The organism is Parasphingorhabdus sp. (assembly GCF_048269865.1).
Lineage (GTDB): Bacteria > Pseudomonadota > Alphaproteobacteria > Sphingomonadales > Sphingomonadaceae > Parasphingorhabdus.
Genome location: NZ_JBLWUA010000002.1, coordinates 63,686 through 85,402 on the forward strand (window position 1 = coordinate 63,686; position 21,717 = coordinate 85,402).

A 21,717-nucleotide genomic window follows, 5' to 3' on the forward strand; every position below is an offset into this window, starting at 1 on the left:
CGCTCAACCTCTGTGGCAGAAAGGATTTTCATGTCGGCTCATAGTCGGGCTTGTGGCGTTCGATCAGATCAGGGGAAAGTTCCAGCATCACCGGCCCATGAGAGTAGAGCAGTCCCGCCTTGATCGGACGGCCAGGAAATATCTTTTCCAGCGCAGCGACATAGGCCGCCATCTGCCGCAGATAGGCAACCGGCGCCTGCGCGGCATTGGCGGGAACGCCGCGGCCGGTTTTGAAATCGACGACAAAAATCTGTTCGTCGGTGATCAGCAGGCGATCAACCGTACCGGAAATCACATGCTCCCCTACCACAGCAGCGATCGGTGCTTCGGCCAGACTTTCGGGCGCAAACAGCGCTGACCATTGCGGATTATCCATGACCGAAAGAACGGTTGCGATAATCTCCGAACGGCGTGCCGGATCCGATATCTGCTTCTGTTTAGCAAGCCATCCGTCGGCAACATCCCTGCGGCGTTCCGGCGCGATATTCGGCAAACGCTGGAACAGGCTGTGCAGCAGGATACCCCGCTCGGCAGCGTCGCGCATCGTCAGATCGGGGGGCGGATTGCTGGCCTGATCGGGCCCGAGATGCGAAGGGGTCAAAGGGCGCGGTGGCCGGGATTCTTCCGGGGCCGACCGGAACAGCCATTCAGGCGTCGGGATTTGACCGACATCCTGATCGCTAGCACCCTCAATGGCAGATGATTTCGCAGGCTGGTGCCGGCTCTCTGTCCGATATTCACGCACCGCAAACCAGTCCGGATCGTCGCGCCACGCGCTGCCCAGGGCTGTGAGGCCGCGTTCGATCGCGCCATACCAGCTCAGTTCCGGCACCTCGCCTTTCGCTCGCGGTCCGAGCACACCCGCAACCACCAGATGTTCTTCCGCACGGGTCATCGCGACGTAGAGCAACCGCCAATGCTCTTCCATCGCGATCTTGTCGGCATAGGCAGCATGTTCCGCAAGGATACCAACCCGCTCCGCCTTGCGAACCGGAACAACGGGATATTCTAGCTCCCGGTCAGTCCCCTCACCGAGTTTGATCGAAAAGCCACCGCTTTTCTTGCTGGCCGGATCAAAAGTCGCGTTGGCGAGGATCACCAGCGGCGCCTGCAGCCCCTTGGCGCCATGAACGGTCATCAGGCGCACTTCGTTGCCGCCTTCCACCTGTTCGCGCTTTATCTCGACGTCGCCCCGGTCGAACCAATCAAGAAAACCCTGCAAGGTTGGAATATGATCCCGCTCAAACGCGAGCGCCGTCGCCAGTAATTCATCCAGCGGATCGACCGCCGCGTGGCTAAGCCGGGACAGCAATTTGCGCCTGCCCTGCATCGGCCCGGACAAAATGGTCTCGAGAAACTGATAGGGCGTGTTGAAATCGGCCATCGCCAGCAATTGCAGCAGCGGCTTGATTTCCTCGCCCAGTTCATCCTGACGACGCAAATATTCCCAGAGACTCTTGTCTGCGTTTTTTGCGTCCCGATAGCCCCGCGCGAGAAGCTCATCCTGCGACCAGCCAAGCAAAGGTGACACAACCAGACTGGCAAGATTGAGATCGTCATTTGGCTGCAGCACGAAGCGGATCGCCGCTAGCAGATCCTGTACCACCAGCGGCTGGTTCAGCCGAATCCGGTCGATCCCGGCCACCGGCACTTTCTCGGCAAACAGCCTCGCGACAATTAAGGCGCTGAGCTCATCGCGCTTGCTGACCAGAATGAGAATGTCTTTGGGTTGCAGCGCCCGGTTTTCCCGATCCAGCCACAGCGGCTTTTCCGGCGACAGCCATTGCTTGATCTGCATGGCAAGCTTCTGGGCAAACACCCTCTTCTCTTCGCTCGCCCAGGATTCCTCATCCTCGTCATCGGCATCGCTGGTGTCTGCGATCGGCTTCCACAGGGTGACACTGCCGCTAGCGCCCTGATAATTGCTGCGATGGTCCGGGACCCGGTGATCCAGGCCCAACTGCTCGTGGCTGATCTGTTCAAGCGTCGCATCGACCACTTCCAGAATCGGCGGTGTCGACCGGAAACTGCGGTCGAGCGACAGATCGCCAAATGGCTGTTCTGAAGCCTCGGCCAGAGCGAAAAACTCGGTGCGCGCGCTGGCATAATTGTGCGGACTGGTGCCCTGAAAGCCGAAAATCGCCTGCTTGAAGTCACCCACCGTGAACAGGGTCCGGAGCCGCTCCGGATCGGCTCCGATACCAGCGAAAAACTCACCGGCCAGCGCGCGGACAATATCCCATTGCGCGCGATTGGTATCCTGCGCTTCGTCGATCAATATATGGTCGGTCCGCTGGTCCAGCTTGTAGCGGATCCAGGCCGCCATATCGCTCTTCTGCAACAGCCGGGCCGTCATCCGGATCATATCGTCGAAATCGACCACGCCATGCAGTTTCTTGGCGTCAGCATAGCGATGATAGAAAGCGCGCCCCGCTTCCAGCGCGCCAGCGAACAGATCGGCATAGTCAAACAACACTGCTTTTTCGAGCAAACTGCTGCTCCACTCAAACAGAGAACCGGCAATAAAATCATAGTCCGGCAGCGCTTTCAGCAGGCCTTTCGTAGGCTTCGGCGGCGCACCGGTGGTCTTGGTCGCCCAGGCCAGATGCACATCCGGCAAGGCGGCGGCGCGCTCCTGCGGACTGAGCGTCAACCAGAGGCGGATCGCAAGCTGCCGTTCCTGCTCCTTCTTCCCGCCAAACTCCGCCATCGCATCGCGCAACAGTGTCATCGAGCGGAGATCTATCGCTTCGTCACGGCAGCGCTCCGCCAGCCACGACTGCCGGTCGCCGTCGATCGGCAGGCCGAGCAGTTGCCGGACAAAGGGCAAAACGCCGGTGGCCAGTTGCTCCATCGCGTCGGCTTTGGCCGCGCAAGCCATCAGAAATTGTTCGGTCGCCTCCTCGCCCATGCGGACGCTTAGCTGCTGGATCGCCTCGATGATCTGCGAACGCCCTGCCCGCTCTTCTTCGAGCAGCAGATCGCCCAGAACCTCGCGCGTCAGAATTTTCTGGTCGCGTGCTTCGATCGGCTTGAACATCGATGCAATACCCGCCTCTTCCGGAAAGGAAGCGAGCAGGGACTGGCAAAAGCCGTGGATCGTCATGATCCGCAGACCTCCACCCTGCGCATCCAGAACGCGCGCAAACAAAGTCCGTGCCCGGGCTCTGGTTTCTGGCCGGGTTGATGCGCCAATGGCCTCCAAGTCATTGGCCAGCAGCGTATCGTCCATCCGCACCCACGCCGCTAGCTGACGGTTGATCCGCTCCGCCATCTCGGCGGCGCCGGCCTTCGTAAAGGTGAGACAAAGGATATGCTCCGGATCCACCTTTTCCGTCAGCAACAGGCGAAACACCCGCGCGGTCAGGACCTGGGTCTTGCCGGTTCCGGCAGACGCGCTGAGCCAGATATTGCTATCCGGCTCAACCGCGTCAATCTGCCGGTCCTTAAGCGGGAAGATCTTTGGCTTGCCGCTACTCATGATCCGGTGCCTCCGCCGGTGCGCGACCGTACCATTCTTCAAGCCGCATCAGCTGATCATAGTCGGCGTAGCGCGCATATTCCGGATGCAGCTTGGCGATCATCGGTTCCGCACCCTTCAGATAGCTATCGGCTGCCTCGTTGAAGCGGGCGACAGCATGGTCGACCATCGCATCTGCCGCGATCACATTGTCCCCGCGCCCCTGCGTCGGAGAGCGAACGTGGCCGAAACTGTCGGTGCCTCCTTTTTTTGCCAAAGACCAATACTCGAAAGCCGCTGCCTCCCCTTCAATATCCTTGAAACCGCCAATCTCGGCAATGGCGGCCAGCAGGCCCAGTTGCAGATTATAGCCTTCGATCACAGCCCTGTTACTTGGCGCACCGCCGGTTTTATAATCGACAATCGCCAGACGCCCGTCGGGCATCCGGTCGATGCGATCGGCGATCCCGGACAGCTCAACACCGGCGACCTCTGCTTTGCCGTATATCTCCGATGCGAGCGGCTGCCGCCCACCCTTTTGATTTTCTGCGACGGTCGCCGCGATCCAGTCCAGCCCCTCCAGCAAGCGCGGCGCCCAAAGGCTGCGCATCAATGGATGCAGGCCAGGGTCGTTCAGAAATACCAAGGCCCTTTCTCGCAGCGCGCCTGGAGCGTAATTGTTCTGCTTCGCCCACTGCTCGAGAATGTCGTGAATGATGGTTCCGCGCCATGCCGCGCTCGGATCGGCGTCGATCCTGTCGAGCGAGGCAAAACCCATGATCTTGTTTGCGTAAAATGCATAGGGATCGGCGATCAGACGGTCGACCTGCGTTACCGATATCGGGATGTCCCGCTGCTCTGCGCTCGGCATCGGACCGGGCCGTGGATAGGGCACGGGCTCCGCCTGCGGCTGGTCGATCAGCGACAACCACGAACGGGCGTCCGGATGTTCTTTCAGATTGTCGCCGCACATGCCTTTCAGACGAAGCAGGAAGCGCGAGGCAATCGCCGGGCCAGAATCGTCGCGCCGCGCCCGCGAGAGGACCACACGCTTTGCGCCCATCGCTCCGACCAGATCGTGGGCAGACAGACCGATCTGCCTTTCCTGCGCCGGCAGGCCAAGCGATTTGCGAATCATCGGTGCCAGCCAGGGATCGGGCGTAATCGCCTGCGGCCAGCTGCCCTCGTTCAGACCACAGCAGATCACCAGTTCCGACTGTTGCAAGCGCGCTTCCAAAAGACCGTAAAGCGCAATCCGGGGATGACCGCCATAGGGAGGACGCACCGATATTTCGGACATCAATGTCTCAAAATAGCCGGCCAATTCATCCGCCGCGATGCGGATTGGCCCCATCTCCGCCCGCACCTGCAATTTCGTCAGCAGATCGGCCAGTTCCCGGCCAGCGGGTCCGGCCCAAATTGCTCCCCCGGTCAGCGTCTCTGCCAATTGTCGCAATTGATCCAGAAGATGCGCCCAGTCCAGCGGCCCAGCAAGCAGCGTTTCGATCGGCGCGAACATCGTACGGACCGACTGCCACCAGGGCGCAAGCGCGTCCCGCAATTTTTTGGTCCGATAGTTTTCGGCTTTCAGCAACGCGTCAATCCCGGCCAGTCCTGGTGCCGGACGCGGACCCCGCATCAGCAAGTCGAGCTTGCGCACATTATCCAGCCACACAAGCCGCTCTTCTCGACTCTGCACCAGCGGATGTTTGAGCAAGGCGAGGAGCTCGGCCGGCGGAAAACCGTTGGCAACTGCTGCCAGCAGATTCAGGAAAAATACGCCTTCCGGCAGCTTCGCCAAGGGCTGTCCCGCGGTATCATCAACCTGAATATCCCAGCGTTTCAGATGAGCAGACACCCGCGTCGCCAACGACCTGTCCGGTGTGACGATGGCAACCCGTTGATTGGGATCCCCGAGCGCCTGCCTCGCCAGCAGAGCGATGATCTGGGCTTCTTCCGCGCTATTGCTTGCCTCCACCGTCTGCACCCCGGCCAGGCTGCGTTCGCTGCTCTCCAGCGTCTGCCAACGCACCGTCAGTTTCGGAATGGCGAAGGCATGGCTCAGAGCCCGGCTGCGTTTTGCTGCTGCGCCGCTTTCGCCCGTCCGGGGCCAGCGCATGACCTCGCCCCGCGCAATCGACATCCGGTCGAGCAGCAATTTGATATGATATTGCGGGTGCGTTTCTTGCGCGCGATCTGCGAACCCGGTCTGTGGGTCCGGCTGGAACGGCCCGAGCAAATCCCACTCCTGATCGGGCATGATCAAATCGAGATCGGGCAGCACCACCAACCCCAGCGGCATGAAGGATATGGTCTCCAGAAAGCGGGCGATAGCGGGTGCCGATGTGGTAATCCCGGCAGCAACGACAAAATGGTCCGGCGGCGACACTTTCCAGCGCGCTGCGATATGATCGAACAGGGCATTGCGGCGCACAGCCTGATCAACCCGCTGCCACTGCTCCAGCTGCTGCTGCCATTTCTCGGCGATGATCAGGAAGAAACGGTACGAGTCCTGCCAGTGACTGGACAGGTCGAGACTCTCCGGCTCTGTTTTCTTGAGATCAGCCAGCGTGATTTCTTCGACATTCAACTGATCGATGGTCCGTGCGAATTCGCGCGCCAGCCGCAGGGCGTCCTTCGCCAATATCGCATCGTCACGGAGCCGGATCTCTTTCTGGATCAGCTGCGCCAGCGTGAGCAGACGGTCCATAGGGTCAACCGCTGGCGGAACATCGAGTGCCAACTCTCCGGAATCAAGCGCGACACCAATTGATTCATCCAGATCAAGATCGCCAATAACCGCCATTTGCGGCAGCAACAGCCCATCCTCGCTGAGCCGGACAAACGCTTCCTGCAGCGCACGCTGAGCGCGATTGTTGGGCAGAATAACCAGACCGCGAGCCAGCCCGAATGCGTCTTTCGCAAAACGGTCGATCAGTCCCTGTGCCAGGGCATCGGCAAAGCCGCCATGCGCGGCGATATTGTAGATCGATGGCCGGCGGCGGTCAGACACGCGCCAGCGCGGCTTCCGTCGGCGCTATTGCTTCTGGCGAGCCGACCTCAAACCAATCACCTTCGTGGACCAGCCCAAATAGCCGCCCTTCCCCGATCGCCCTTTCCCAGAAAATATTGGTCGAAAAGGGCCCCTCGGGCGGATCACGCAGCAAACGCTTGGAAATCAGCTGTATACCCGAGAAAATCAGCGGTGCCTGCTGGCCGGGACGCTTGCGCGAAATCCGCCTCTCGTCATCGAGGTGAAAGTCACCAGAGCCCTTGTAATTATGCGCTACTTCCCGGGGCACGAGGAGCAGCAAGGCATCCATGCGTTCCTCGTCCCACGCCTGTGCCAGTCGGTGCAGGCTGTTGGTGGAGCCATCGGTCCACAGATTGTCGCTGTTGATACAAAAGAAATTCTCTTCCTCGATCAAGCGCTCCGCCTGGACCAAGCCACCGCCCGTTTCCAGCAGCTCTTTCCGCTCGTCTGAAACTTTGACCTGGATCGGATAGGACGACGCCGCCAGATGCGCTTCCATCATGTCGGCCAGATAATGCACATTGACGACCGCTTTGCCGATTCCCGCTTCGGCCAGCTTGTCAAAACAATGATCGATCATCGCCTTGCCCGCCACTTCGACCAACGGCTTCGGACGGTTTTCGGTCAACGGGCGCATGCGTTGGCCCAGACCGGCCGCCATGATCATCGCCGTTTCGACCTTGGTCATGGGGTCACTTTCGCTGCCGGAAGTGGCCGGTGCCGCACATCGGTTGGAATATGCTCGTCAAACCAGTCGGCAATCGGTTTCAGCGCGGGATGCTGCAAATCCTTTTCCAGCAGCCGCCACATTCTCGGCATGAAATCGAGATAGCGCTGCTTGCCGTCGCGGACGGATAGACGCGTGAAAATGCCAATGATTTTCGTGTTTCGCTGCGCGCCCAGAATGGCATAGTGACTGCGGAACGTGTCGGCTGCCGCTTCGCTGTACTCGGCCAGATAATAGGTCAGCATTCGTTGCTCGAGATCATCCGAGACATCGCGCCGGGCATCCTGCAACATCGACACCAGATCATAGGCCCGATGCCCGTTCAAGGCGTCCTGGAAGTCAAGCAGGCCGAACCCGCCATCTTCGAGCAGCATGATATTCTCGGCATGATAGTCGCGCATCACCGTGACTGGCGGGCTTTGCGCGGCGATGACCGGCTCCAAAATGCTCCTCCAGATCGCGTCAAAACTTTCTGCGTCGACATCGAGTTTTTGCGCCGGGCAATACCATTCGGTCAGCAAGCTCGTTTCCCGCAAATATTGCGCCTGATCATAGGCCGGCAAAGAGGCCGCCGGCACGTCATGCAACTCCCGCAGCAAATCCACAGCCTGACGATAGATGCCGTCCTCATCCTCCGGATGATAGTCGAGATGCTCGCGCATCCTCTGATCGCCGAAATCTTCCAGGAGGACCAGGCCGTGGGCCAGATCCCGGGCGTAAATCTCTGGCGCATTAAAGCCGGAAGACGTCAGATATTCGGCGATATTGATAAACGGCCTGGGGTCCTCATGCGGTGGTGGCGCATCCATCAGGATGGCTCGCCGATCGCCGTCGCGGACGCGAAAATAGCGGCGAAACGACGCGTCGCCGGCGACCGGCAATAGAACCGCGTTATCCCATCCGTTTTGCGTCAAAAAATCTGCCGCTGCCGCGGGCGGTTTCATGTCAGTGGCCATCGATTGTTCCAAGCGTTCCCGGCGGCCCAAGTCAACCGACGATTGTCTTCCCCGGTTATTTCCAGCTCAATATTGAGCGCATCCTTCCAGAAACTCTGCGGCATCCGGTCCGGCCATTCGACGATCATCGCACCGTCAATCAGCGTATCCTCGAGGCCGAGTTCCGGGATTTCATCCGGGTCTTCAATCCGGTACAGATCAATATGCGCAGCGGCTATTCTGGTTTCCGGCGGTTCATATTGCTGAACAATGGCAAAGGTCGGACTGGGCACTTCTCCGTGGTAGCCGAGGCCTTCCAATATTCCGCGCGCCAAAGTCGTCTTGCCGACACCAAGTGTCCCGGTCATCGCGATCTTGTCCCCTGCCCGCAGCAATGTGCCCAGTTTTCTCCCAAGGTCTAAAGTCGCTTCCTCATTTTCCAGAATTACCATGCGATCATTGCCTCGGCAGTTGCACCGTTACCAGCGTGCCCTGCCCCGGCTCGGAAGCCAAAGTCAGATCCCCGCCATGTGCACGGACGAGCTGACGGGCCAAGGGCAGACCAAGGCCACCTGATTTCTCATTCACTTTTTGATCACGCGAGCGCGCGAAACTGTCAAACACCTTGGATTGTTCCCCCGCGGTCATGCCAGGACCATCATCGGAAATATGGATCAGCGCCTGCTTCACGTCGCCGGATCCGTGGATCAGTACCCGTCCGCCGTCACCGGTATATTTAACCGCATTATCGACGATCTGGCTGATGGCCTGGCCCAGCCGCTTCCTGTCCGCCATCGCTGATCCCAGCTTTTCGTCCAGTTGCAACTCCAACTCGATCGACTTCGCTTTGACATCATCGCCGAACTGGCCCGCTATGTCCTCGATCAACTTTTGCAAATTCACCTTGTCCTTGGCAATCGGCAACGCGCCGGCTTCGCTTTGGCTCAAGTCGAGGACATTTTCGATCTGGCTGCTCAGCCGTTTGACGGACTGCAATATCGCACGCACATATTCGTGCCCTTGATCGGTCAGGGGGCCGGCTATTCCCTGATCCAGAAGTTCGGCAAAACCGCCGATCGAAGTCAGCGGGGTTCGGAATTCGTAGCTCATGTTGGACAGGAAGCGGCCCTTGATCGAGTCCGCTTCGACCAACGCTTCATTGCGGTCGCGCAGCGCCTGTTCGATCCGGTAGCTGTCGGAAATATCCAGCATCGTGAACAGCGCATTGCCATCAGGCAGCGGAATCGCGGCAAATTCAAACCGCCGTCCGTCAGCAAAGTTCAAGCTCCCACTCTTCTGTTCGCGCTCGGTCGTCGCACTGCGCACCATTTCACGGACTTCCGAGATATGCGCAGGATGGCGCAAATGGCCCGCCATTTTCTGCATCAGGGAATCGACGCGCGGATGTTTGCCCAGATACTTTTCGTCGAGACCCCAATTGTTGGCAAATTGATGGTTCCAGATATTCAGTCTTCCATCAGCAGCAAACACCGCCAGCGATTCAAACAGATTGTCAAAGGTCGCCGTCCTCACCCGCAACAGCGTATCGCGGGCGCTCGCCAGTTGAACCTGTTCGGTGCGATCTTCAAAAATGACCAGCATCCCGCCGTCCGGCGTCGGATTGGCAAGCACCCGCAAATGGGTACCGTCCGCCAGCAGCCAATTTTCTTCAATCGCTTTGGTGGATTGAAACCAGCTGGTTCTTTGTTCGCGCCATTCCGGGAAATCCCGCACTTCCGGGGTCCGGTTCATTTCACGCATCCGGTCGAGAACACGCGGAAACTCGGGCCGCTCGGCGACCCATTGCTGCCGCATGGAAAAAATGCGCTGGAATGGAAGGTTGCAGAACTTCAGCGACTTGTCGGGACCAAATTGCGCCACCCCGGCGGAGATCTGGTCGAGCATATCGCGCTGCGACTCACTGAAGCGTGTCTGCTCCCGGCGCGCATCTTCCAGATCCTGGATGTCGATGGCATAACCAGCGACACCGGACTTCCCGAGCGGCACATCGACCACCTGAGTCATCCGTCTTTCACCGCCAACGGTCGTCGCCACTATCCGTTCAAAGGGTCCGCCTTTCTCGCGCGCGCGGGCAGCAGCATCGACCGGGCTTACTCCATTGATCGTCTCGATAAGTTCAATGCCTTCGGTGACCACCTGCTCACCACTTTTGGCATCGACGGCAGCAACATAAGCGCTGTTGACCAGCGTCAGCTTCATATCCGGTGCACGGTGCCACATCGGCACCGGCGCTGCCTCAATCAAGGCCGAGAGCGCGTCAAAGGCCGCGCGCGCCGCCTCGTTCTCGTCGCGCAGCTCCGCGATCTGCTGTTCGCTTTCGGTGGCGTCGAAGATCCACAAAAGAGCGCTGCCATTGGGTGCAATTTTCTGATCGGCCAAGCCCCCTTTTATCAGCAACGCTTTGTCCGAACCGTCGACTTTGATTGAGCGTATAAAACTGCTGCCGGTTTTCTGCGCCAGATTGACGTCCTCGATCAGCGCTTCCAGATCCTCTCTTACAATTCCGCGACTTGCCTCGTGCAATTCGGAAATATGGGCCGGAAGGTGGTCAAAGCCCAACCAATGCATCAGGCGCTGCGAGGCCTCAAGCTTGCCATTGGATCGTACGAGCAAAGGCAAAGCAGGCGACGTTTCGAGCAGCCGTCCCAGCCTGCCGGATTGCCGCAAGGTCGATTCAGCCTTCGCTTTCATGGCAAGACCCGACCATATCGCCCAGGCTGCCGCGCCCAACCAGGCAGCAAGGATGAGGCCCAAAATGACCACAGTAAGATCTGGGACGTTCGACATTGACCCAATCGATTAGACGGATAGTGAACCTCCGAAAACCCCTATTCTTTATGACTTGGAAAAGCAGCTCGGACTAGGCTATTCCCAGCGTCGCAATAAATGCGGAGAGCGACCATGCCGATTGATGAAAGCCGGACCTTCAAGCCGATCAATATCGCGCTGCTAACCGTTTCCGATACCCGCACCGCGAAAGAAGACACCTCGGGAGATATTCTGGCCGAGCGGATCGTCCAAAAGGGTCATATATTGATCTACCGCCACTTGCTGAGAGACGACAAGTCGGCCCTTGTCGCCCAGTTGCACCAATGGATTGATGACGAGCAGGTCGATGTCATCATCACCACGGGCGGAACCGGCCTGACCGGTCGCGATATCACACCGGAAGCGCTGGCCGCCGTCAAGGACAAGGATATTCCGGGTTTCGGTGAACTGTTTCGCTATCTCAGCATCGAGAAGATAGGCACCTCCACCGTGCAGTCTCGCGCCTGCGCGGTCGTCGCGCGCGGGACCTATATTTTCGCTCTGCCAGGCTCTAACGGCGCGGTGAAAGACGGCTGGGATGGCATATTGGATACCCAGCTGGACAGCCGCCATCGCCCCTGCAATTTCGTCGAACTAATTCCCCGGCTGCTTGAAAAATAGCGATTCAATCCATTTGTTCTTTTTATGTTCTCATTGTATGATGAGCATATGGATGCCAGAAAGCCGCTACATCATGAAACCGAAAAAGGCCGAGGGGCGCCATCCAATGCGGTGTCGCAACGATTCAATCTGCAAGATCGGCAGGTAGACGGCGACTGGCTGGACGAAAAAGGCCAAATCGGTGAAAGCGCTCCAAAACGACGGACAGATGTCACGATCGAATTTCCCAAATCGATCATTAATTACAACACATCACCCGATCTGCCATTCGACCGCTCCATCAACGCCTATCGCGGCTGCGAACATGGCTGTGTTTACTGTTTTGCAAGGCCGACTCACGCTTATCACGATCTGTCGCCAGGTCTCGATTTTGAAAGCAAGCTGTTCGCCAAGCCCAATGCCGCCGACCTGCTCCGCCAAACCTTTGCTAAACCCAATTATCGGCCAGCGAGTATTGCTATCGGAACCAATACCGATCCCTATCAGCCGATCGAAAAGCGCTACCGGATCACGCGGCAGATACTGGAAGTCATGCTGGAAACACGGCATCCGGTTGTCATCACCACCAAATCCAATCGGGTCATCAACGATCTCGATGTGCTGACCCAACTCGCCCTTCAACAGCTAACCGCAGTCGCGATTTCAGTGACGACGCTGGATCCGGTAACGGCACGCCTTCTGGAACCCAGGGCCCCGACACCTGCACGGCGACTGGAAGCAGTCCAGCAGCTCAGCCAGGCGGGCATCCATGTCCACGTCAATATTGCGCCGGTAGTGCCCGGCATCACCGATCACGAAATTGAATCGATCGTGTCTGCTGCGGCCGGCTCCGGGGCACGGAGCGTCTCGTTCATTCCGTTACGCTTGCCGCATGAAGTGGCACCGCTGTTCGAACAATGGCTCGAGACACATTATCCGGACCGCAAATCGAAGGTGATGAGCATCGTCCGCCAGATGCGCGGCGGCAGACGCAATGATCCCGCTTTCCACAGCCGTATGCGCGGGCAAGGCCCATGGGCCGACCTGATCCGCACCCGACTGGCCATTGCCTCACGCAAAGCGGGACTGGGGAAAGCGAAGATTACGCTCCGGACCGATCTGTTCGAACGACCGCAGATCGCTGGCAGCCAACTGGAATTATTCTAGGCGTCGACCAGGCTCTTCAGCTGATAATCCTTATATTCATCACGCAGGGCGCGCTTCAGAATTTTGCCGGTTGCGGTATGCGGCAGTTCATCGACAAATTTCACTTCATCCGGCAGCCACCATTTGGCAACCTTGTCGCTCAGATAGGCAATGATATCATTTGCGGAGACGTCGCTTGCCGGTTTGCGCACGACCAGCAGCAATGGCCGTTCATCCCATTTCGGATGATAAACGCCGACGGCCGCGGCTTCGGCGACGCCGGGACAACCGACAGCCGCATTTTCCAGTTCGATCGAACTGATCCATTCGCCGCCTGATTTGATCACATCCTTGGCCCGGTCGGTGATCTGCATGGTGCCATCGGGATGCAATACCGCGACATCGCCGGTATCGAACCAGCCATCATCTTCAACCGCATCCTCGTCTGCCCGATAATAGCGCTGGATGATCCAAGGGCCGCGGATTTCCAGCGTACCGCTGGTTTTGCCATCGCGCGGCGCAACATTGCCATCTTCATCGATCACCCGCAGTTCCACACCGAAAGGAGGACGCCCCTGCTTGCAGATGACATCGACTTTCTGCTCGAAATTCAGATCATCCCAATTCGCCGGCAGCGCTCCGGTCGTTCCAATCGGCGATGTCTCGGTCATCCCCCAGGCATGAGCCACCCGGATATCATTTTTCATCAGCCGCTCGATCATTGAGCGCGGACAGGCGGAGCCGCCAATCACAACAACGGCCAGCTTACCATAATCACCGCCATTGGCATCCATGTCTGCAAACATCGAAAGCCAGACTGTCGGCACACCGGCGCTATGCGTAACACCCTCTTCACGGATCAGTTTCCACAAAACTTGCGCTTCATTGCTGGCCGAAAACACCATTTTTGCGCCGACGGCAGCGCAAGCATAGGGCAAGCCCCACGCATTGGCGTGGAACATCGGAACAACCGGCAACATTACCGAGCGGGTCGACAGATCCATCACATCGGGCTGTACTTCGGTGATCGCGTGCAAGACGTTTGAACGATGCTCGTACAAAACGCCCTTCGGATTGCCGGTGGTCCCGCTGGTATAGCAGAGGCCGCAGGGGTCATTTTCATCAACCTCGACCCAGTCAAAGTTGCCGTCTTCCGCGTCGACCAATTCCCGAAACGTCGGATAATCGCCTTTCTCGCCGTCGAACTGGATATAATGTTCGATCGTTTTCAGCTGCGGTTTCAACATTTCGATGATCGGCGTGAACATCTTGTCGAACAATAGCACACGATCTTCGGCATGGTTGAGGATATAGACCAGCTGCTCCTCGAACAATCGCGGATTGACCGTGTGCAGGATACCGCCAATACCAGCGGTGCCATACCAGCTGATCAGGTGATGCGCATGGTTCATCGCGATGGTAGCGATCCGGTCGCCCTTCTTCATGCCGAGGCGTTGCATGGCCTGAGAGAATTTGCGCGAATCCTGACCGATCTCGGCCCAGTTGCTGCGGGTGACGTTCCCGTCCGCCCAGTAGCTGACAATCTCGCGAGGACCATGTTCCCTTGCGGCATGATCGATCAAATTGGTAATCTTGAGCGCGCTCGCTTGCATTGCACCGGCCATATTATCTCTCCAGATAAGTTATATTTGGCCGGTTTCTGGTAGGTTTCACGCTAGCTGACAAGCCTTAATTTGGGTTTTGCCACCCGCATGGGCCTTGCCGGACCCAGGCGAACCCCGGAAATGCCATTCACCCGCTCCAGCGACTCAACGGTTTCCGCATCCAGGCGGAACGATCGTCCCAAACAGACCTTGACCAGATCACCGTCAGGCCCCGGCATAATAGCGACCAATTCGCTTTGGCCGCCGATCAACGGCGCCACCAGATTGGTCAGCTCCTGCAATCCGGTAATATCGTGGATCTCCAGTTCCATCCGGGTGCGCGTGGTTTTTTCCAGTCCCTCAAGCGCCTGGACCCGCCGAATCGCGACCCGTGGGCTCTCGTCATCAGAACGCTGATCCAGTTCGACATTGAGCAACGCACAGCCGCCCTGCTCCGCGATCTCTTCCAGAATTTTACACTGTTCTTCTTCGAAACAGCTGGCCGAAAACTGGCCACTGCTGTCGGACAAATCCGCGAGAACAAAACGCTTGCCACGACGACTGTCGCGCCAGCGCACCTTTTCGATCAGGGCCGCCATCACCGATGGTTTGCGCACTCCTTCGCCGATCGGACCTTCGCTGCACAAGGCCGCATAGGTCAGCGCGCCGAGCGACGCGGTCACTGCCTGGAATTGAGAAACCGGATGTGCAGCAAAATAGAACCCAAACGCATCGCGCTCATGGACCATGATTTCGCTGAGCGACCATTTGCTGTTTTCTGGTAGTCTGATCGCCTGCATGTCGCCGCCGGCGCTCCCTTCGCCAAAAAGGCCACCCTGCCCGCTTTCCCTTGCGTCAGCGGCGCTGTTGGCGACGGACAGGATCATGTCCGCGCCGTCATAGACTGCAGCGCGATTGGGCTCCAGTTCATCAAACGCACCGGCCGAAGCCAGACTTTCCAGCTGCCGCTTATTCAGTCCGTGCGGATCGATGCGGTTGGCCAGATCCTCGATCGACGAGAATGGCCCTTTCGCCGATCGCTCGGCGACCAGCGACTGCATCGCCTTCTCGCCGACATTCTTCAATCCTGCCAATGCATAACGAACGACAAGCAGTGCATCGGCCTGTTCCTCGACGGAGAAATTCGGCCGGCTCTTGTTGATCGTCGGTCCCTGAACCTGCACGCCCAGCCGTTTCATGTCATCCACGAAAATACTGAGCTTGTCCGACTGGTGCATATCAAAGCACATCGAAGCTGCATAAAATTCATGCGGATGATGAGCCTTTAACCAAGCGGTCTGGTAGGCGAGCAGCGCATAGGCCGCGGCATGGCTCTTGTTGAAACCATAGCCGGCAAATTTGTCGATCAAGTCGAACAGCTCATTGGCCTGCTCGCTGTTCAAGCCCTTTTCCGCAGCCCCCGATACGAACCGGCTGCGCTGCGTGTCCATTTCCGCCTGAATTTTCTTGCCCATCGCGCGGCGCAGCAAATCTGCTTCGCCGAGCGAATAGCCGGCAATGATCTGCGCGGCCTGCATCACCTGTTCCTGATAGACAAAGATCCCATAGGTCTCCTTCAGGATATCCTCCAGCAACGGATGCGGATAGGCGATTTCGGCGCGGCCATTTTTGCGGTCGCCAAACAGCGGGATATTGTCCATCGGACCCGGCCGGTAGAGCGACACCAGCGCGATAATGTCACCGAAATTGGTCGGCTTCACCGCCGCCAGCGTCCGCCGCATACCTTCCGATTCCAGCTGGAACACACCGACGGTCTCGCCGCGCTGAAGCAGCTCGAACACCTTCTCGTCTTCCCAGCTCAATCCATCGAGGTCGACGGTGATACCGCGTTCGGCCAACAATTCGACGGCTTTTTTCAACACAGACAGCGTCTTCAGACCCAGAAAGTCGAACTTGACCAGTCCGGCTTTCTCGACAAATTTCATGTCGAATTGGGTGACCGGCAAGTCCGAACGCGGATCGCGGTAAAGCGGCACCAGATGATCGAGTGGCCGGTCGCCAATCACGACGCCGGCAGCATGGGTTGAGCTGTGACGCGGCAGGCCTTCCAGTTTCATCGCCAGATCGAACAGCCGCTTGACATCCGCCTGCTTATATTCCTGCGCCAGTTCGGAAATACCGTTGAGCGAGCGCTTCAGATCCCACGGATCGGTGGGATGATTGGGGATCAATTTGGTCAGTCGGTCAACCTGCCCGTACGGCATTTGCAACACCCGGCCCACGTCGCGCAGAACCGCGCGGGCTTTCAGCTTTCCGAAGGTGATGATCTGGGCCACTTGCCGGTCGCCGTATTTTTCCTGGACATAGCGGATGACTTCACCGCGCCGCGTTTCGCAGAAATCGATATCGAAATCCGGCATCGAGACACGTTCCGGGTTGAGGAAACGTTCGAACAGCAAACCCAATTTGATCGGATCCAGATCGGTGATGGTCAGTGCCCAGGCGACCACCGAGCCCGCTCCCGATCCACGACCGGGCCCAACCGGTATATCCTGATCTTTCGCCCATTTGATAAAGTCGGCAACGATCAGAAAATAGCCCGGAAATCCCATGCTGACGATCACATCGAGCTCGAAAGCGAGCCGGTCGAAATAGATTTTCCGCTCTGCCTCGTCCGTCACCTCCAGAACCGCCAGACGCCGTTCAAGCCCGGCCGCTGCGTCACTGCGCAATTGTTCTATTTCACCCGCCAAATCGCCGGCCAGACTGGGCAGAATCGGATCCCTTTTCGGTGGCGAGAAGGCGCATCTCTGAGCGATCACCAGCGTGTTCAGCAAGGCTTCCGGGATGTCGGAGAACAGGTCTTCCATCACCAGCGCGCTTTTCATCCAGAGATGTTTGGACGGTTTCTCGCGGTCGTTATTTTCAACATAAGCGGACTGCGCGATACATTTCATCGCATCATGCGCTTCATGAAAGTCGGGTTCGGAAAAGCAGCTCGGATTGGTCGCCACCAGCGGGATATCACGGTCCATCGCCAGGGTGATCAGCCCTGCCTCCGCCGCCATTTCGATCGGGTCCTCACGGCGGGACAGTTCGATATACAGCCGTCCTGGGAAATATTGCTGCAACAAGGACAGATAGGCCTCAGCCTCGGCTTGCTGTTCTTCCGCGATCAATCGCGCCAGCGCCCCCTCGCCACCTCCGGTCAAGGCGATCAGGCCGGTGCTGTGATCCTCCAGCATATCCATACCGACATGCGCTTCCAGATCAATGGGCCGATCAAGATGCGATGCCGAAACCAGCTTACAGAGATTTTCATAGCCCTCGGCATCCTGCGCATAGAGCGCCAGCCAGTCCAGTACCGGCTTGCCGGAATCGGCGCTGCCGGGCCGGGCAACTCTCAGAAAGCAACCGGTTATGGGCTGTACGCCGTTGGCGCGGCAGCCATCGTCAAAGGCCATGGAAGCGAACAGGCCGATCCGGTCGCACAGCGCCACCGCTGGAAAACCGCGCTCTTTTGCGGCTGGGCCAATCGCCGCCGGTTCCATCGCGCCGTCAAGAATCGTGTAGGCTGAAAAGGTGCGAAGATGGACGAAAGGAGTCTGGGCCATGATTTCAGACTAGCGGGACAAACAGGCTTTGCATATGGCCCCGGTGATCGCGGCGCTGACTATCGACTATTTGTCCACAGCATATTTTGGACATTGCCGAAGACGGTGGCCATCGGAGGCCTACAAACCGTGACGCCATGCAATATTTTCCAGCAACGATATTGCCTAAAGCAGGGCTTCAATCTCGGCCTTGAGCTGTTCCGGCTTAACCGCAGGGCCGAAACGGGAAACCACATTGCCATCGCGATCGACCAGAAATTTGGTAAAATTCCACTTGATCCTCGAACCCAGAAGACCCGATTTTTCAGATTTCAGATATTTCCACAGCGGGTCGGCACCATTGCCGTTGACTTCGATCTTGGCCATCAAGGGAAAGCTGACATCATAGTTGAGCGAACAGAAATTCCGGATTTCGTCGGCGTCGCCAGGTTCCTGATTGCCGAATTGATTGCAGGGAAAGGCCAGTATTTCGAGGCCCTTGTCTCCATATTCCTTGTGCAGCTTTTCCAGGCCCTCATATTGCGGTGTAAAGCCACATTTCGACGCAGTATTCACGATCAACAGCACTTTACCCTTGTGCTTGGCCAAATCGAGATCGGAACCGTCCGCTTGCTTAACGTGAAATTCTGTAACCTTCATATGCGCCCCGCAATGTTTGTTTTCTAGGTTCAATCAGCCAACAGTTTGATACTCGCACGAGAAAAGTCAAAGCCAAACTAGTTTCGGTTTGAAAAACCTAGGTTAATACGCCTTCATGGAGCCGAACAACACGATCCATCTTTGCGGCCAGACGTTCATTGTGTGTTGCGATGAGTGCGGAACTGCCTTCCTGCCGCACCAGCCCGATGAACTCGGCGAGCACCAGATCGGCCGTGGCCTCATCCAGATTGCCAGTCGGTTCATCGGCAAGCACCAGTTTTGGCGCATTGGCCAAGGCACGGGCAACCGCAACGCGCTGTTGCTCGCCGCCGGACAATTTGCTTGGATTATGATGGAGCCGCTCGCCCAGGCCAAGGCTGCGCAACAGCGATTCCGCTCTTTCCTCAGCCGCCTTTTGCGTCGCGCCCGAAATCAGTTGCGGCATGACGACATTTTCCAGTGCAGAAAAATCCGGCAACAGATGGTGAAACTGGTAAACGAAGCCGAGCAGGTCGCGCCGTATCCGCGTATGACCGCTAGCCGACAATTGCGCGGTTTCTTCGCCGGCCAGCTTGATCGATCCGTCAAAGCCGCCTTCAAGCAGCCCGACCGCCTGCAACAGCGTCGATTTCCCTGAACCGGACGGCCCGAGAAGCGCGACGATTTCATTCGCGTTGATATCGAGATTGACGCCGCGAAGCACCTCGATCACGACATCGCCCTGCACAAAGCTGCGCTTCACATCGCGCAACTCGACGGTTTTTGTTGTGCCCTGATCATTCATAGCGAAGCACCTGAACCGGATCGGTACTCGCCGCCTTATAGGCCGGATAGAGAGTCGCCAGGAAGCTGAACAACAGCGCCAGTCCAGCAATCCCGACCACTTCCATCGGATCGGTGCGGGCCGGCAGTTCGGTCAGAAAGCGGATCGATGGATCCCAGAGATTCTGCCCGGTTATCATCTGGACAAAATTGATCACATTCTGGCGGAAATATATGGCGATCAGCCCGAGGATGATCCCTGCAACAATGCCGAGCGTCCCGATCGCAGTTCCGACGGTGACAAATATCCGGAGCAGCGACGCGCGCGATGCCCCCATTGTCCGCAGAATCGCGATATCCCTCGTTTTGGCGCGGACCAGCATGATCAGCGACGACAAGATGTTGAAAACAGCCACCAGGATGATGATCGAAAGAATCACGAACATAACCACCCGTTCGACCTGCAGCGTCTCGAACAGCGAGGCATTCATCGTCTGCCAGTCGGTGATTATCCCGCGATCCGCAACTTTTGGTATCAGCGGATCGATGATATTACGGACGTTATCGGCATCATCGGTCTTGATTTCGATCATGCCAATCTGGTCGCCCAGCAACAGCAATGTTTGCGCGTCTTCCATCGGCATGATCACGAACGCCTTGTCGTAATCATAGACACCGACCTCAAAGATCGCGGCCACCTCATAGGAGATTTCCCGGGGTACGGTTCCGAACGGTGTGGAGCGCCCCTGGGGATTAATGATGGTAATCCGGCTGCCCACCTGGGCACCCAGCGTAGTCGCCAGCCGGCTGCCAATCCCGACGCGACCCGCTCCCGGCTCCAGACGAGCAAGGTCGCCGGCCACGGTTTTGCCGTCCAGTGTTTCGTTACTCAGGATGTCGGGAACCAGCATTCCGCGCACCAAAATTGCCTCGACACGCCCATTGAAGGTGGTCAGCAGCGGCTGCTCGATCAAGGGCGACGCGGACACCACACCCTTGGTCTCGCGCGTTTCTTCCAGCAGATCCCGCCAGTCAGGAATCCGCCCGCCATAGCCCTGAATCACGGCATGGCCATTCAATCCGACGATCTTATCAAACAGCTCTGCCCGAAAGCCATTCATGACGCTCATCACCACGATTAGCGCAGCGACACCGAGCATAACGGCAACCAGACTGATACTGGCCACGAGGAAGATAAACCCCTCCCCCTTGCCCGGTAACAGATAGCGTTTTGCGATGACCCATTCATAACGGGATAGCAGCATGACTTGCGAAAACTTCCTTCAATCGGGTTTCTCTGCCTTTACGGGCGCTGGTTCTGGCAAGCAAGTGGCATGGTGGTTAATCTTCTGTTGCCGATATGACACAAGTCGGGACTAATCTTGACGAAGCCGCATATTTATCATGACAAATATATGTCATTAGATCAGACATAGTTCCAGAATCAATCGTCTCGGTTAACGGGCCATGGTTCAGGGATCCTTGTCCGGTTCCGCCAATTGTTGGGGGACAAGCGGCGTTGAATAGGACAGGAAAACAGGGGACGGATTAGTTCGTCACCATTTTTCGCCCGGGTGCTTATCGGCATCCGGGCGTTTTTTTTGCCAAGAATTTTTTCAAACTACTGAAGTTTCATGCTTTTCTTGCTCTTGAAATTTCACATCCCGATCATATCTTGTTCCTGTGAGACGCCATTTGGGTTTCACATCAACGAACCGGATGCCGCATGTGCGGGTCCAAATTTACATTGCTCAATTGCAGAGGATATAGATATGAATCGTTTAGACTTTACCCCTTACCGCCGCTCAACCGTTGGTTTTGACCGGCTGTTCGATCTTCTTGAAAACAATGCCCGCGCGCAGCAATCCGAGAACTACCCGCCGTTCAACATCGAACGCAGCGGCGAAGATCAATATCGGATCACGCTTGCCGTCGCCGGCTTCAAGGATGACGAAATCGAAATTACCGCTCAGCAGAATCTGCTGCTCGTCGCCGGCAACAAACAGGCCGAAGACAATGAAGCAAAGCAGTTCCTGCACATGGGCATCGCCAACCGCAACTTTGAACGGCGTTTCGAACTCGCCGATTTCGTCCGCGTCGAGAATGCCGCGCTGGCCGATGGCTTGCTGGTAATCGACCTGGTCCGGGAAATTCCGGAAGCGATGCGGCCGCAAACAATCGCGATCAACAAGGTAGACAATGTCACTAAGATTGCGGACGAGCGGAAGAAAAAAGAAGACAAAGCTGCTTAAGCTGCTTTTTTGACCATTAACCAGAGGCAGCCAGAGTGATCTGGCTGCCTTTTTTATGGTCTGAATGAGTTGGGGTGGCCGGATGAGGATCCGACCACCCCTGACACCCGCTTGGTGTCACTCTCAACGATAACTAGCCCGGGTCGCAAAAGGC

General features: G+C 57.5%; 14 protein-coding genes. 3 read left to right on the forward strand and 11 right to left on the reverse strand.

All coding sequences use genetic code 11. The annotated features are described in order from the left end of the window. Nucleotides 1-28: 28 nt before the first annotated feature. Genes addA through ACN0WW_RS02620 form a run of 6 tightly spaced genes read right to left on the reverse strand, consistent with a single transcriptional unit; the run spans nucleotide 29 to nucleotide 10,964 of the window. Nucleotides 29-3,481, reverse strand: a complete 3,453-nt coding sequence (gene addA, locus ACN0WW_RS02595) for a double-strand break repair helicase AddA (protein WP_417609098.1) — start codon at nucleotides 3,479-3,481, stop codon at nucleotides 29-31. Further along, the gene (gene addB / locus ACN0WW_RS02600; protein WP_417609100.1) at nucleotides 3,474-6,473 is read right to left on the reverse strand and encodes a double-strand break repair protein AddB; all 3,000 of its coding nucleotides are present in this window, start codon (nucleotides 6,471-6,473) and stop codon (nucleotides 3,474-3,476) included. Before addB ends, addA begins: the two co-directional genes overlap by 8 nt. Further along, nucleotides 6,466-7,182 (reverse strand): nucleotidyltransferase family protein, encoded by a 717-nt coding sequence (locus ACN0WW_RS02605; RefSeq protein WP_417609102.1) that lies wholly within the window; start codon nucleotides 7,180-7,182, stop codon nucleotides 6,466-6,468. Before ACN0WW_RS02605 ends, addB begins: the two co-directional genes overlap by 8 nt. Beyond that, nucleotides 7,179-8,165 carry an aminoglycoside phosphotransferase family protein gene (locus tag ACN0WW_RS02610; RefSeq protein WP_417609730.1) on the reverse strand — a complete coding sequence of 329 codons (987 nt, stop codon included), beginning with the start codon at nucleotides 8,163-8,165 and terminating at the stop codon, nucleotides 7,179-7,181. Before ACN0WW_RS02610 ends, ACN0WW_RS02605 begins: the two co-directional genes overlap by 4 nt. Continuing rightward, nucleotides 8,162-8,608: a tRNA (adenosine(37)-N6)-threonylcarbamoyltransferase complex ATPase subunit type 1 TsaE gene (gene tsaE, locus ACN0WW_RS02615; protein WP_417609104.1), complete on the reverse strand. Its 447-nt coding sequence runs from the start codon at nucleotides 8,606-8,608 to the stop codon at nucleotides 8,162-8,164. The genes ACN0WW_RS02610 and tsaE overlap by 4 nt, the downstream gene beginning before the upstream one ends. A 4-nt stretch (nucleotides 8,609-8,612) precedes the next feature. Then, nucleotides 8,613-10,964: an ATP-binding protein gene (locus ACN0WW_RS02620; RefSeq protein ID WP_417609106.1), complete on the reverse strand. Its 2,352-nt coding sequence runs from the start codon at nucleotides 10,962-10,964 to the stop codon at nucleotides 8,613-8,615. A gap of 114 nt (nucleotides 10,965-11,078) precedes the next feature. Between ACN0WW_RS02620 and moaB the strand changes: the two genes are divergently transcribed. Further along, entirely contained in the window at nucleotides 11,079-11,606 is a 528-nt protein-coding gene (gene moaB / locus ACN0WW_RS02625) for a molybdenum cofactor biosynthesis protein B (protein WP_417609108.1), read from the forward strand. A gap of 48 nt (nucleotides 11,607-11,654) precedes the next feature. Then, on the forward strand, nucleotides 11,655-12,752 hold the full coding sequence (locus ACN0WW_RS02630; protein ID WP_417609110.1) for a PA0069 family radical SAM protein: 1,098 nt from the start codon (nucleotides 11,655-11,657) through the stop codon (nucleotides 12,750-12,752). Here ACN0WW_RS02630 and ACN0WW_RS02635 read toward each other — a convergent pair. The 5 genes from ACN0WW_RS02635 to ACN0WW_RS02655 all read right to left on the reverse strand — a co-directional run bounded on the left by ACN0WW_RS02635 (nucleotide 12,749) and on the right by ACN0WW_RS02655 (nucleotide 20,576). Next, nucleotides 12,749-14,356: a long-chain fatty acid--CoA ligase gene (locus tag ACN0WW_RS02635; RefSeq protein ID WP_417609112.1), complete on the reverse strand. Its 1,608-nt coding sequence runs from the start codon at nucleotides 14,354-14,356 to the stop codon at nucleotides 12,749-12,751. The two genes, ACN0WW_RS02630 and ACN0WW_RS02635, sit on opposite strands and share 4 nt — an antisense overlap. 50 nt (nucleotides 14,357-14,406) lie before the next feature. Further along, the gene (gene dnaE / locus ACN0WW_RS02640) at nucleotides 14,407-17,910 is read right to left on the reverse strand and encodes a DNA polymerase III subunit alpha (RefSeq protein ID WP_417609114.1); all 3,504 of its coding nucleotides are present in this window, start codon (nucleotides 17,908-17,910) and stop codon (nucleotides 14,407-14,409) included. Between the two features lie 165 nt (nucleotides 17,911-18,075). Continuing rightward, nucleotides 18,076-18,549, reverse strand: coding sequence for a glutathione peroxidase (locus tag ACN0WW_RS02645; RefSeq protein WP_417609116.1), 474 nt, complete (start codon nucleotides 18,547-18,549; stop codon nucleotides 18,076-18,078). A 97-nt stretch (nucleotides 18,550-18,646) separates the two neighbouring features. Further along, complete coding sequence (locus ACN0WW_RS02650) at nucleotides 18,647-19,333, reverse strand: ABC transporter ATP-binding protein (RefSeq protein WP_417609118.1); 687 nt, start codon at nucleotides 19,331-19,333, stop codon at nucleotides 18,647-18,649. Next, nucleotides 19,326-20,576, reverse strand: a complete 1,251-nt coding sequence (locus ACN0WW_RS02655) for a lipoprotein-releasing ABC transporter permease subunit (protein ID WP_417609120.1) — start codon at nucleotides 20,574-20,576, stop codon at nucleotides 19,326-19,328. Before ACN0WW_RS02655 ends, ACN0WW_RS02650 begins: the two co-directional genes overlap by 8 nt. Before the next feature lie 507 nt (nucleotides 20,577-21,083). On the opposite strand from ACN0WW_RS02655, the gene ACN0WW_RS02660 reads away from it, so the two are divergent. Continuing rightward, the gene (locus ACN0WW_RS02660; protein ID WP_417609122.1) at nucleotides 21,084-21,563 is read left to right on the forward strand and encodes an Hsp20 family protein; all 480 of its coding nucleotides are present in this window, start codon (nucleotides 21,084-21,086) and stop codon (nucleotides 21,561-21,563) included. Nucleotides 21,564-21,717: the final 154 nt, after the last annotated feature.